The sequence below is a fragment of the Xylanivirga thermophila genome, assembly GCF_004138105.1.
Classification (GTDB): domain Bacteria; phylum Bacillota; class Clostridia; order Caldicoprobacterales; family Xylanivirgaceae; genus Xylanivirga; species Xylanivirga thermophila.
Map to the genome: position 1 here is coordinate 94337 of NZ_RXHQ01000008.1, position 13362 is coordinate 107698.

A 13362-nucleotide genomic window follows, 5' to 3' on the forward strand; every position below is an offset into this window, starting at 1 on the left:
CTATACTGCCTTTTCTTCAATATCTGCCCCTATAAACTGGCTATTATAAAGCTCCGCATAAAAATCTCCCCTGTCCATGAGTTCCTCATGGGTGCCTTTTTCTATGATGCGGCCGTCATTCATGACCAGTATCATGTCTGCATTGCGTATTGTAGACAGTCTATGGGCAATGACAAAACTGGTTCTCCCTTTCATAAGTTCTTCCATTGCCTTTTGTATGAGTAGCTCAGTCCTTGTATCAACGCTGCTAGTAGCCTCATCCAGTATAAGAATTTTAGGATCAGCAAGTAATGCACGAGCTATGGTCAAAAGCTGTTTTTGTCCTTGGGAGATATTTGAAGCCTCCTCATTGAGCATGGTTTCATATCCATCTGGAAGGGTTCTAATAAAATGATCCGCCTGAGCAAGTTTCGCTGCCGTAATGATCTCATAATCTGTGGCATCCTCCCGCCCATATGCTATATTATCCCTTATAGTGCCATTAAACAACCATGTATCCTGCAATACCATGCCAAATATGCTGCGAAGATTTCCACGTTTAAGTTCCCTTATATCCACCCCATCTACAGTAATTTGACCCCCATCTATTTCATAAAAACGCATAAGGAGATTTACCAATGTAGTCTTACCTGCACCTGTAGGACCTACAATAGCGATGGTTTGACCAGGCTGTATATATATATTCATGTCCTCTATAAGCCTTTCGCCTTCATCATATCCAAACTGCACACCCTGAAACTGCACTCTGCCTTTAGCCTCTTCAATAACCCTTGCATCCTCAGGATCAGGTATTTCCTCTTCTTCATCCAGTAGTTCAAATACGCGTTCAGCCGATGCGATTGTAGACTGAATAACATTTGCAATATCAGCAGTCTGTACTATAGGCTGCGTGAAATGCCTTGAATACTGTATAAAAGCCTGAATATCACCAATACTTACTGTATTTCTAGTAACAAATATACCTCCAACTACTGAGACAAACACATATCCTATATTGTTTATAAAGTTCATAATCGGCATTATGATACCAGATATAAACTGCGCCTTCCAACTTGATTCATAAAGTCTTTCATTGATCTCGTTAAATTCCTCTATTGCCTTTTCTTCATGACCAAATGCCTTTATTATCTTATGCCCAGTATACATCTCCTCTATATGTCCATTTATATCCCCTAGTGCTTCCTGCTGCCCTTTAAAATATCTCTGGGAGCGTGAGGCTATTCCCTTTGTTGCAATTATGCTAAGGGGCAGTGTTACAAAACATATAAGGGTCATTATAGGACTTATTGAAAGCATCATGGCTATTATACCTACAAGCGTTATTGCTGCTGAAATAAGCTGTGTAATACTCTGCTGCAGGGTAGCACTTATATTATCCACATCATTGGTTACCCGGCTTAAGATCTCCCCTGTGGTCTTTGAGTCAAAAAATTTTAGTGGAAGGCGGGAGAGCTTTAAGTTTACCTCTTTTCGTAACTCATATACTAATTTCTGCGAAATTCCAGCCATGATAAATTGTTGAATATAGTTAAAAAGTGCACTTGCAATATATAATCCGGCTAAAATCACTAGTATCTTACCGATATAATTAAAATCTATCTTAGCATCTGCTACCCCTTGCATCCTAGCCTTTATACCTTCATAAAGCTTATCCGTAGTAAGACCCATAACCTTTGGACTTATTATACTAAAGACTGTACTAAGAATAGCCATTATAAGCACTACTATCAGTTGTACCCTATAGGGCGATAAATACTTAACCAGTCTTTTAAGCGTCCCTTTAAAATCCTTCGCCTTTTCTATAGGCATACCCATTCTCGGTCCGCCCGGTCCCCTTCCTGTTCTCTTATTAGGCCTTGTTTTACTTTTATCTTCTCTCATGCTATCTCCTCCTCAGAAAGCTGGGAAGATACTATTTCCCTATATACTTCACATCCAGCTAAAAGTTCCTTATGTTTCCCTATACCGACAATTCTACCCTCATCCAAAACGATGATTCTATCTGCATCCATTACAGTACTTACCCTTTGTGCAACAATGATTACAGTGGCATTTTTTGTTTCTTTTTTAAGTGCTTTACGAAGCCTTGCATCTGTCTTAAAATCGAGGGCAGAAAAGCTATCATCAAATATATATATCTCCGGTTTCCTAACTAAAGCCCTAGCAATGGATATACGCTGTTTTTGACCTCCGGAAACATTAGTCCCACCTTGGGCGATAAAGGAATCAAATCCTTTATCCATGTTTGATATAAAATCCGCCGCTTGAGCGATTTCCGCTGCATATCCTATCTCCTCATCAGTAGCATCTTCCTTGCCATATCTGATATTATCTGCAATAGTACCTGTAAAAAGAACCGCTTTTTGTGGCACAAAGCCAATCCTAGACCTTAACTCCTCCTGTGATAGATCCCTCACATCAATTCCATCGACTAAAATAGCGCCACTATCCACATCATAAAAACGGGGTATAAGGTTTATAAGGGTAGACTTTCCCGAACCTGTACCTCCTATTATGGCAGTTGTTTCTCCTGGCTTTGCACTAAATGAGATATGTGTTAAGACAGGTTTTTCTGCACCAGGATAGCTAAATGTCACATCTTTAAACTCAAGAAAACCTTTTTTATCACCTATAACACTCAAACTTTCTTTATCTTCAATAGTTGGAACCGTATCAAGTACTTCGTTTATCCTAGACGCAGAAGCAGATGCCCTTGGAAGCATTATAAACATCATAGAAAGCATTACCATTGAGAACATTATCTGCATTACATATTGAATAAATGCCATCAAATCTCCCACCTGCATAATACCACTATCTATGTGCTTGCTTCCAAACCATATAACAGCAATTATTGTAAAGTTCAGTATGATATTTATAAGGGGCATCAATAATGTCATAATTCTATTTACTTTTATGCTAGTATCGGTAAGATCCTTATTTGCCGTATCAAAACGTTCTTCTTCATGACGCGTACGATCAAACGCCCTTATGACTCTGATACCTGTGAGCTGTTCCCGTAAAACAAGGTTTACCCGGTCTATCTTTTTCTGTATCATTTTGAACAATGGAAATCCTTTTTTCCCGACTATATATATAACTGCAAATAACACAGGCATTGAAAATAACATTATTATTGACAGCCTTGCATTTTTGGACAAGGCCATAATTATACCTCCAATACACATCATAGGTGCCCTCACCATCATACGTAGCATCATTATAGACACCTGCTGAACCTGTGTTATATCATTTGTAGTCCTAGTGATAAGTGAAGCAGTTCCTATACTGTCAAATTCCCTAAGTGAAAATTCCTCTACATGGGCAAATACTTTCCTACGAAGATCCCTGCCAAATCCCATAGATGCCTTTGATGACAAAAGGCTGGCAAAAATCATGCTCACAGCTGAAAAAGCTGCCACAATAAGCATAATTCCACCGATCTTCATTATATAATTGGTATCTCCTTTTACTATGCCATTATTTACAATCTTTGACATCATGTTTGGCAAATATAACTCTGACAACGCATTTATAAACGTAAATATCAAAACTCCAATGACATATTTTATATATGGCTTTAAACCTTTGAATAATTTTCGCATTAAATTTCATCTCCCGCCCTTTATATATCTTTATCATCAATTGCCTTCATAAGGTTATCCCTCATTTGCATCAATAATCTCCTCAATAACACCAGCTCTTCCATAGTAAAATTATCAAAACATTCAGATTTTATAATATCCATTAGCCTATTTACCTCTTCAAAAACCGTCCGCCCCTTTTCAGTAATATATACTCGTGAAATACGTTGATCCTCCATATCCACCCTTCGCTCTACCAATTCCGCCTTTTCCATCCTTTTTAACATTACAGTGATAGTAGAAGGCTTTAAGTTCAATTCTTCTGATAGCTCAGTTTGGCTTTGACCATCTTTTTTCGATAAAGCAAATAACATGGGAGGCTGGCCAGGATAAACCCCTATCTCATCTAGTAAGGTATGAGTGCGGTAGTAGTGCAAACGTATTACATCCATAAATATATGGTATAACGATTCATCCTCAAAAGGCTCCATCTATCTCCCTCCTAACTATTTAGATGTCTAAATATATTAGATATTTTAGCATCAATATATTTATCAGTCAATCCATTTTTAATGTTAAAAATCATATGTTACTAATTTTTTTGTGTATTAAATTTAAATAATATATTTATATTCTTTAGCCATCTAAATAGATACTTGTACTAATAAAAGCAGCCACAAATCAAATAGATTTATGACTGCCATCATTTAGCACTTAAATTTTTAATCTATTTCTAAAACAATAGGACAATGATCACTTCCCAATATATTAGAATGAATCTGTGAATCAGTTAATCTATCTTTTAATCTTTCAGATATGATAAAATAGTCAATCCTCCATCCTACATTCCTATCCCTGGATTTTGCCATATATGACCACCAAGTATATGCACCTTCTTTATCAGGATAAAAATATCGAAAAGTATCTATAAAACCTGAATTTAATAATGCTGTCATCTTCCCCCGTTCTTCATCGGTAAATCCTGCATTTTTCCTATTCGATTGCGGATTCTTTAAATCAATTTCTCTATGGGCCACATTAAGATCTCCACATAGGATTATGGGTTTTTTACTATCTAGATCTTTGAGATACTGTCTAAACATATCTTCCCATCTCATCCTGTAATCAAGTCTGGTAAGACCCCGCTGAGAATTAGGAGTATATGCAGTCACTAAATAAAAATCCTCAAACTCCAGTGTTATGACCCTTCCTTCCTGATCATGTTCTTCAATGCCCACTCCATACTTTACCGATAAGGGTTTTACTTTAGTAAATATTGCTGTTCCCGAATATCCCTTCTTGACTGCATAGTTCCAATACTGATTATATCCTTCCAGATCCAAATCTATTTGACCTTCCTGAAGCTTTATCTCCTGAAGGCAAAATATATCGGCATCTACCTCTGTAAAATATTCTAAAAAACCTTTATTAATACAGGCTCTAAGACCATTTACATTCCAAGAAACCAGTTTCATATAATAACCCCCTGCAAAATATATAATAGCTATATAATACCATACCATCTTTATTTATAAAAATGTAAATTTACGAGGGTATCAAAACAAAAAGTCTTACATGGAAAATCTCCCATATAAGACTTTTTATCTAACTTACTTTTAATATATGTTCAAGCTTTTCTATCTTGTCCTTGCTCATCGGGCGTATGCCATCTAATCTATATGGTATACCCATCTCCCTATATTTATTTACTCCAAGCACATGATAGGGAAGAAGTTCAACCTTCTTTACATTATTAAACCCCTTTATCATTTTCCTTAGTTTTTCTATATGCTCCTTGCTATCCGTAATCCCTGGTACAACCACATGCCTAATCCATATAGCCTTGTCCAGATTGTTTAAAGCATCTACAAAATTCCAAAAATCCCTGAAGCCTCTACCTGTAAGCCTCTCATATCCTTCGTCATTTACATGCTTTATATCCAATAGCACCAAATCTGTATATCTTAGTACTTCCTCATATTGTCCATTGCCAAATCCCGCTGTATCGATGGCAGTATTAATACCATTCTCCTTGCACAATTTTAAAAATTCAACCAGGAATTCAGGCTGAAGAAGGGGCTCACCGCCCGAGCAGGTAATACCTCCTCCTGACCTTTCAAAATATGGTTTAAAGCGCAATACCTTTTTTAACAGTTCTTCTGCCGTAAATTCCCTCCCGCCATCTCTGCTCCATGTATCAGGGTTATGGCAATATGCACATCTTAGTCTACAACCTTGAAAAAATACTACAGATCTGATGCCAGGACCATCTGTAAGACCCATAGTTTCTATAGAATGAATTTTTCCAGTCATAATAATGCCTCCCCATGGGTTACATATTCTCATGGAATGTTCTTTTTATAACCTCAAGCTGCTGTTCCCTTGTAAGTCTGTTAAAGTTTACAGCATATCCTGAAACTCTAATTGTCAGTGTAGGATATTTCTCCGGATTATTCATTGCATCAATAAGCATTTCCCTATCCATTACATTCACGTTCAAATGATGGGCTCCTTGAGAAAAGTATCCATCCAATATGGCACATAGATTATCTTCCCTATTGATCTCATCCTTGCCTAACGCATCTGGTACAATTGAAAATGTATTTGAAATACCATCTTCACATACATTACAATAAGGCAGCTTAGCTACGGAGTTTAAGGATGCAAGTGCACCACTCTCATCCCTGCCATGCATTGGATTGGCACCAGGTGCAAATGGTTCTCCCGCCTTCCTACCATCTGGCGTTGAGCCTGTCTTTTTACCATATACTACATTGGATGTAATGGTCAGAACAGATAGAGTATGCTTAGCACCTCTGTATGTCCCATGCTTTCTAAGCTCAGCTATAAATCGCTTTAATATTTCAACTGCTATATCATCTACCCTGTCATCATCATTACCATATTTAGGGAAATCGCCCTCGATCTCAAAATCTACTGCTATCCCATTCTCCCTTACGGGCCTAACCTTTGCATATTTGATAGCACTCAGTGAATCTGCAACTACGGACAGTCCTGCCACTCCAAATGCCATAGATCTCTTAACATGTGTATCATGGAGTGCCATAAGACCAGCTTCATAAGCATATTTATCATGCATATAATGTATAACATTCATGGTATTTACATATAGTTCGGCTATATTTTCTAGGACTTTAAAATAATTTTTACATACCTTGTCATAATCCAATTCATTATCTTCTATCTTTTCAATGCCCGGTATTACCAATATTCCCCTTTTTTCATCCACGCCACCGTTTATGGCATACAACAGTGCCTTTGCCAGATTGCATCTTGCACCGAAGAATTGCATCTGCTTGCCCATCTCCATGGCCGATACACAGCAAGCAATCCCATAATCGTCACCATATATAGGCCTCATGACCTCATCATTTTCATATTGTATGGAATCACTCATTATGGACATCTTTGCACAATACTTTTTGAAGTTTTCAGGAAGCCTTTCGGACCATAATACCGTCATGTTGGGTTCAGGCCCTGGACCTAGATTATTCAATGTATGGAGAAATCTAAATGAATTTTTGGTTACAAGGGTACGCCCATCTTCTCCCATTCCTCCTATGGCCTCTGTAACCCAGTTAGGATCCCCTGCAAACAATTCGTTATATTCAGGTGTCCTAAGCTGCCTTACCAACCTGAGCTTAATTACAAACTGGTCTATCAGCTCTTGTGCCCCAACTTCAGTTATAATGCCATTTTTTATATCCCGCTGTATATATATATCTATAAAGGTGCTTGTCCTACCTAAAGACATAGCAGCTCCATTATTCTCCTTTACCCCTGCGAGATACCCAAAATATAAAAACTGCACGGCTTCCTTTGCATCCTTTGCAGGCCGTGATATATCAAAGCCGTAGGCATTAGCCATATTCTCCATTTTTACCAATGCCCTTATTTGATCAGATACCTCTTCTCTTAATCTTATCAATTCATCATCCATGAATCCTTTTAATTTCTTAAGGTCTTGCTTTTTTTGGGCTATCAAAAACTCTATACCATAGAGTGGGATCCTTCTAAAATCCCCTATTATTCTACCCCTGCCATATCCATCTGGAAGTCCAGTCAGTAATCCAACGCTTCTTGCTGTCCTCATATCTTCGGTATATGCATCAAAAACTCCCTGATTATGTGTCTTTCTATATTCATTAAATATCTTATCCTTTTCCTCATCAAGCTCATATCCATAGGCCTTCAATTCAGATTTTACCATCCTTATTCCACCGAATGGATTAATAGTCCTTTTAAGTGGTGCATCTGATTGTAAACCTACTACAACTTCATTATCCCTATCTATATAACCAGGCTTAAAGCTATCAATACCGGAAACAGTATCTGTATCAATATCTAATACGCCTTTTTTTAATTCTTCCTTAAGCAGATCATTGCAAATATCCCATACCTTCTGAGTCCGAACAGTAGGACCTTCTAGAAAACTATGATCACCATGATAAGGCTCATAATTTCTTTGGATAAAGTCCCTTACATCTATTTCATCATTCCAATTTCCTGCATTGAATCCTGTCCATTCTTTTCGCATAAAAAAACCTCCTTGACTTTTTTCGTCCAGAAGGCCAAAAATACATATGCCGTCTGGACTTATCGCCCAGGCGGTCGGCTTATCGTAAGAATCACACTCCATATGGTTAATTCCATTTCCGCCAGTCATGTGATCTTCTACAATCATAATAGCAAGCCATTAGATTTTTGTCAATAAAATTTTTATGGTATAATCATATGAGGTGATGTTATGAAAATTTTTATAGATGGAGATGGTTGCCCAGTTGTTAATCTGACCATCAAAATAGCTAAATCATATGGCATAAAGGTAATTGTAGTTAAAGATATATCCCATGAATTATGGGATGATTATGCTACTATTATAACCGTTGATCAATCTCCTGATAGTGCTGACTTCTATATTGCCAATAATATTACTAAAGGAGATATTGTAGTTACTCAGGATTATGGACTTTCTGCAATGGTCCTTGCTAAAGAGGCCCTATGTATAACCCAAAATGGACTCGTAATTTCTCCAAAAAATATAGATCAGCTCCTAGGATATAGACATTTTAATCAAGAACTCAGAAGAAAGCATAAAAAATATACAAAAATTAAAAAAAGGAGCTCCCAATCAGATATGGAGTTTAAAAAAAATCTAAGCGCTTTGATTGAGACAAAATCTAAAGCATATAATCAAAAAAATAGGTAATAAAAGATACAATTTTTATAACAAAATGTTTTAAAAATGAGATCTCCTGTTCTTCTACTAGGGGATTATATATATATGAATAATCATTATCTAACATCAAGCTCCTATCAAAATCTTTTCCCATTTCTCTTTTCAAAACCCTAGCAAAATCTTCACTATCTACAACAATCATAGTTTCAGTACTAAGATAGGTACTCCTAGAGTCAATGTTAAACGAACCTACAACGCTAATCCTATCATCAAATATAAAAGACTTGGCATGTATAGATCCCGGCCCTTGAAATTCATATACATTAATGCCAAAATCCACCATATCCTTTATATGCCTTATATGTCCTGAATATGCCGGTATATTTGGAGTAACAGCCTCAGAATTTGTCAATATATGCATTTTCTCAGGTATAATATTATTATAATTCAAATGCCTTAGCATAGACCTCGTAGGAATAATATAAGGGCTTTGGATATATACGGATTTATCTGCTTCATTTATTAAATTAGTAATGGCATACCAACACCATGGATTTTTGTTAAAATGTTCAATAGGATTATGTACCAATGTTATTTTCCTAGCAGATATGGACGCACCTATCCAATCAATTTTATTATGGAATATATCTGGGTTAGTGTTTTCTAATGCTTTTATATATTCATTTAAAACCTGTGCTTTTCTTTCAGCCCTCTTTTGCCGATAAACCGTCAACTTTTTTATCGGATACCTTAAAAACCTATGATTCCATACATCATCAAAGTACTTTTTTAAATGATAAATAACACTGCTCGGAAAATTATTTTCATCCGTATTTATAATAACTACATCCCTGTCATTGGTTATCTTTTTCCCATACTCTTTTGGTGTAAAATACTTATCTCCTATATTTCTCCCGCCAATCATCGCAATATGATCATCCACTATAATAAATTTATCATGAAGCCTATTGTTCCATGTCCATGGACGCATTATGCTAAAAGGCTCATAGAACTTAAGTTCAATATTAGGATGTGCATAAAAAGCATATATGACATCCTTCAAATTTCCCCTCAGATTATGAAATATCCCATCAAGGATAATACGCACTTGTACTCCCCTATCTGCAGCATCCAAAATACAGCCAAAGAATATATTAGCAGCCACTCCATCCTTTATAGTATGATAAGATATTTCCAAAGATTCTTTGGCATTTTCAATAAGATTAACTCTGGCAAGCCCTGCACTATAGCGCTCTTCTACTAAAACAATCCTATCACTGCATACATCCTCTCCATAAAACATCTCGGAAGGATATATATCCCTGTATCTATTCTTCTTATGCCCATAAAACCCAAATATCAAAACGCCAAATATCAATGCATATATCATATAATATTGCAAAATGGAATTCATTATCTTGTTTATTGATTTCACTCAAACCACCCCAGCATCTGTCTAACAACTATCATTATATAAATAAACAGATTTACCAGTAACAAAACCCCTTATATATATCCAAATATAACTAAAAATCCAAATCAAACACTATTGACGTTTTATAAAAAAACATTAAAATATTATTTTGTAATACTCAATATAAAAGGGATGATGACAATGAAGAAGTTTGAAATACCTTTTAATTTCGATATGGATCTGTTACGCTTTTTAGATGATAATATAGATAAAAATTGGATAGAGTTTATCTATATACCCCCTTTTAAGGAAGATGGAATAAATGCTAGAAGCCATGTAGAAAATGTAGAAGTAAGGGGGCAGCTATATAAAGTGCCTGAAACAAGGAACGAGTATACAAAATATCTAGAAGAGATACAAAAAAGTGGCTATAATATTGCCGTATTATTGCAAGAGCCTACCTTAGTACTAAGCCAAAAACTAGACTATTATTTTAAACTGGGTATAGATAATTTCATAGTCAATAACGATCAACTTGCATTGGATATAAAAAATAAAAATCCAAATTGTAATATCATCGCCTCTATAACTAAGACCCTCAGTGCAGATGATATTGTCAAATCCGATTATTCAATGTATGATAAGATCGTACTGCATTTTCCTTTTAATAGAGCACTATGTCGGTTAAGTGAGCTGCCAAAAAAATACAACTATGTAATGCTTGCAAACTCCTATTGTGCCTATAATTGCATAGAAGCTAAAAAACATTGGTTTAGTACTAGGGAAACAGTAGCAAATGTAAATTGTATCAAGCATTTTAATAAGGATAAACTTGTATATATACCACCGGAGTATATACATCTTTTTGAACCTTATGTATCAAATTTTAAACTCCAGGGAAGGGAATATCCTACAGATATATTAGCTGATGAGATATACTATTATTATAAAGGGCTGCATAATCCCATGGCGGGAGTTATCTATAACAGACTAAGTCCTTTTAATGCAGAAAGCTATTTTAATAAGGCCAAGGATTTAAGCTTTGTTACAAGTAATGTTAAAGGCATGAAGTTCTCCGCTTAAATTCAGTATTGTTTTCCATACAAGCATGAAATGGGGATATTTTCATCCTTTTTCATGCTTTTTTAAACTTCTTTATATATTAATATCTAAAGCCATATTAGAGTTCTATTTTTAGAGTATAATACAGATATAATTAGTATATAAATTTCTAAAAGGAGATGAGCACAATAGACAAAGTGTATATTGAAAAAACAATATTACATATTTTAGATAGTTCACTAGGAGTACCTATTTTATCCGAAGAAGAACACCCCTATGATGAAAATATAATAGATTTTATGGAAGGGCATATCGAAAAGGCATTCAAGGATATAAATGCTAAAAAGGCCTTTTTTGATGTTGGGAAAAATACAGTGCAAGATCTATGTATGGATATTTCAAATGACAATACTACATTTATAGAAAAAACTAAAGAATTTGCCCAACTTATGTATAATATAATGAATGAAAATATAACCATACCCCCTTGTGACCTAGTTTGTTCACTTTTTAATGGAGATGGTAAAAAATACTTAGGCTTCTTTATATTAAATTATAAATCTTCCTATATACACTATGTAGAAGAAACCCAAAATAAAAGAATTAATAAGGTGATAAAGCAAAGAACAACTCTGCCAAATGAAAATCAAAAAATAGATGAGTTTATAATAATAGATTTGGAAGACTATTCAATATTGCTAAAAGAAAAAAAACACGAAATTAGTGGGCAAAAGGAATACTATATCTCTAAATATTTACTGAAATCAAAAGATACATTATCAGATAAGGAAAAGGTAAATATAGTGGCTAAAGTTTCAAAAAAAATAGTACAGGATTATTATGAAGATGATATAACAAAAATGGCAGAAATAAAAAATGCCATGGTTCAAAGTATTGAAAAAACCGATACCATAGATATAGATCATATAAAAAGAGAGGCGTTCACAAAAAATCTAGAATTACAAGATATATATGAAGAGGAGATAAAAAAAAGAGGCTTGACAGAAAAAACTATAGAAGTAAATGAGGATTTGAATAAAAAAATTCCCAGAACTCAAAAATTAGTGACAGATGACGGCATAGAAATAAAAATTCCCGTGTCTTATCTAACTAATGATAATAAAATAGAATTTGTGAACAATACTGATGGAACCATATCCATCCTTCTTAAAAGTATTAGAAACATAAAAAGCAAATAAAATAAATGAAAAGGCTGTGTAAACACTTTTATAAAAAAAAAGACACAAGAGTATTTATGCAGCCAAATATCCCCATTATATGTTAGCTTTTTATTGTATTACAAATAAACAATTAAGAATTTAACATTTTTTCGTAAATAGCATTAAAAATAACATTACACTTACTCAATACTTCTTTAGGTGCCTTTTCTATAAATTCAAATTGTCTTTCACTTAAATCCAATACTTTAATTTGATCCATTAGGATATCACCTTTAGTTTCAATATTGTATTCATCAAGATTTACTCTAGTAAAAAAAGTGCTAGTTGAATTTGTTATTGGAACTACTGTTACTATACCATTTAGTTCTTTTTGTGTAATAGGATCTGATATCACAAGTCCAGGTCTGTACCCTCTTTGTTCATGTCCCTTAGAAGGAGAAAAATTAATTTTTATTATATCTCCAAACTCTAAATTATTGAAATTATTTTTATCTAATTCATTCATACTTTTTTACCACACTTCTTTCCCAACAGGATTGCCCCAGTCTATATCTAATTTTGGATTTAATTTTTCTCCCTTAGATTGTTCAGCTAAAAGTTCAAATTTCGTTTTTTCTTGTTTCTTTATTAATATTAATTTTTCTCCTTCTATATCAATTTTGAAACTTATATTTTCAAAATTGTTACTGTCTATATTTAATTCCTCTAATATTATCTTTGGTATACGAATAGCCGCACTATTACCCCATTTAGCTAAATTAATTTTCATCCAGATCACCTCTTTTAACAAATTAGTAGGCTCTCGAAAACTCGAAGAGCTTAATCTTACTTTATTTCAAGGTTCGGCTTTTTAGCTTCACCCCTACTTTTTGATTAATATTCACTTTAAAATTTCCAATTCTACTTACCATTACTTCCCTT

12 protein-coding genes and 1 riboswitch are annotated in these 13362 nt (G+C 34.6%); of the genes, 3 read left to right on the forward strand and 9 right to left on the reverse strand.

Going from position 1 to position 13362, the window contains the following annotated elements; genetic code table 11:
• The 6 genes from EJN67_RS06155 to pflB form a co-directional block, all read right to left on the reverse strand.
• Entirely contained in the window at window positions 1-1881 is a 1881-nt protein-coding gene (locus EJN67_RS06155) for an ABC transporter ATP-binding protein (RefSeq protein WP_129723472.1), read from the reverse strand.
• Window positions 1878-3605 carry an ABC transporter ATP-binding protein gene (locus EJN67_RS06160; protein WP_129723473.1) on the reverse strand — a complete coding sequence of 576 codons (1728 nt, stop codon included), beginning with the start codon at window positions 3603-3605 and terminating at the stop codon, window positions 1878-1880. The genes EJN67_RS06155 and EJN67_RS06160 overlap by 4 nt, the downstream gene beginning before the upstream one ends.
• 20 nt (window positions 3606-3625) lie before the next feature.
• Window positions 3626-4075 (reverse strand): MarR family winged helix-turn-helix transcriptional regulator, encoded by a 450-nt coding sequence (locus EJN67_RS06165; protein WP_129723474.1) that lies wholly within the window; start codon window positions 4073-4075, stop codon window positions 3626-3628.
• A 231-nt stretch (window positions 4076-4306) separates the two neighbouring features.
• A complete protein-coding gene (locus tag EJN67_RS06170; protein ID WP_129723475.1) occupies window positions 4307-5059 on the reverse strand; it encodes an exodeoxyribonuclease III in 753 nt (250 codons plus the stop codon).
• Between the two features lie 130 nt (window positions 5060-5189).
• Complete coding sequence (pflA, locus tag EJN67_RS06175; RefSeq protein ID WP_165000769.1) at window positions 5190-5897, reverse strand: pyruvate formate-lyase-activating protein; 708 nt, start codon at window positions 5895-5897, stop codon at window positions 5190-5192.
• A 19-nt stretch (window positions 5898-5916) separates the two neighbouring features.
• Entirely contained in the window at window positions 5917-8142 is a 2226-nt protein-coding gene (gene pflB / locus EJN67_RS06180) for a formate C-acetyltransferase (protein WP_129723476.1), read from the reverse strand.
• A 57-nt stretch (window positions 8143-8199) separates the two neighbouring features.
• A riboswitch (ZMP/ZTP riboswitch) is annotated at window positions 8200-8281 on the reverse strand.
• 71 nt (window positions 8282-8352) lie between these two features.
• Between pflB and EJN67_RS06185 the strand changes: the two genes are divergently transcribed.
• Window positions 8353-8814 (forward strand): YaiI/YqxD family protein, encoded by a 462-nt coding sequence (locus EJN67_RS06185; protein WP_129723477.1) that lies wholly within the window; start codon window positions 8353-8355, stop codon window positions 8812-8814.
• On the opposite strand, the gene EJN67_RS06190 is transcribed toward EJN67_RS06185, so the two are convergent.
• On the reverse strand, window positions 8786-10219 hold the full coding sequence (locus tag EJN67_RS06190; protein WP_129723478.1) for a phospholipase D-like domain-containing protein: 1434 nt from the start codon (window positions 10217-10219) through the stop codon (window positions 8786-8788). The two genes, EJN67_RS06185 and EJN67_RS06190, sit on opposite strands and share 29 nt — an antisense overlap.
• A 180-nt stretch (window positions 10220-10399) precedes the next feature.
• On the opposite strand from EJN67_RS06190, the gene EJN67_RS06195 reads away from it, so the two are divergent.
• Both EJN67_RS06195 and EJN67_RS06200 read left to right on the forward strand, forming a co-directional pair.
• A complete protein-coding gene (locus tag EJN67_RS06195) occupies window positions 10400-11281 on the forward strand; it encodes a hypothetical protein (protein ID WP_129723479.1) in 882 nt (293 codons plus the stop codon).
• 176 nt (window positions 11282-11457) lie between these two features.
• A complete protein-coding gene (locus EJN67_RS06200; RefSeq protein WP_165000770.1) occupies window positions 11458-12459 on the forward strand; it encodes a nucleoid-associated protein in 1002 nt (333 codons plus the stop codon).
• A 112-nt stretch (window positions 12460-12571) separates the two neighbouring features.
• On the opposite strand, the gene EJN67_RS06205 is transcribed toward EJN67_RS06200, so the two are convergent.
• Together EJN67_RS06205 and EJN67_RS06210 are read right to left on the reverse strand one after the other, a co-directional pair.
• Window positions 12572-12946 (reverse strand): type II toxin-antitoxin system PemK/MazF family toxin, encoded by a 375-nt coding sequence (locus tag EJN67_RS06205; RefSeq protein ID WP_129723481.1) that lies wholly within the window; start codon window positions 12944-12946, stop codon window positions 12572-12574.
• Window positions 12947-12952: 6 nt separating this feature from the next.
• On the reverse strand, window positions 12953-13210 hold the full coding sequence (locus tag EJN67_RS06210) for an AbrB/MazE/SpoVT family DNA-binding domain-containing protein (protein ID WP_129723482.1): 258 nt from the start codon (window positions 13208-13210) through the stop codon (window positions 12953-12955).
• Window positions 13211-13362: the final 152 nt, after the last annotated feature.

Coding starts and splice junctions, on each gene's coding strand:
- EJN67_RS06170 (WP_129723475.1), bottom strand. CDS start 5,059: ATGAAACTGGTTTCTTGGAATGTAAATGGTCTTAGAGCCTGTATTAAT.
- EJN67_RS06185 (WP_129723477.1), top strand. CDS start 8,353: ATGAAAATTTTTATAGATGGAGATGGTTGCCCAGTTGTTAATCTGACC.
- EJN67_RS06205 (WP_129723481.1), bottom strand. CDS start 12,946: ATGAATGAATTAGATAAAAATAATTTCAATAATTTAGAGTTTGGAGAT.
- EJN67_RS06160 (WP_129723473.1), bottom strand. CDS start 3,605: ATGCGAAAATTATTCAAAGGTTTAAAGCCATATATAAAATATGTCATT.
- EJN67_RS06195 (WP_129723479.1), top strand. CDS start 10,400: ATGAAGAAGTTTGAAATACCTTTTAATTTCGATATGGATCTGTTACGC.
- pflB (WP_129723476.1), bottom strand. CDS start 8,142: ATGCGAAAAGAATGGACAGGATTCAATGCAGGAAATTGGAATGATGAA.
- EJN67_RS06210 (WP_129723482.1), bottom strand. CDS start 13,210: ATGAAAATTAATTTAGCTAAATGGGGTAATAGTGCGGCTATTCGTATA.
- pflA (WP_165000769.1), bottom strand. CDS start 5,897: ATGACTGGAAAAATTCATTCTATAGAAACTATGGGTCTTACAGATGGT.
- EJN67_RS06155 (WP_129723472.1), bottom strand. CDS start 1,881: ATGAGAGAAGATAAAAGTAAAACAAGGCCTAATAAGAGAACAGGAAGG.
- EJN67_RS06165 (WP_129723474.1), bottom strand. CDS start 4,075: ATGGAGCCTTTTGAGGATGAATCGTTATACCATATATTTATGGATGTA.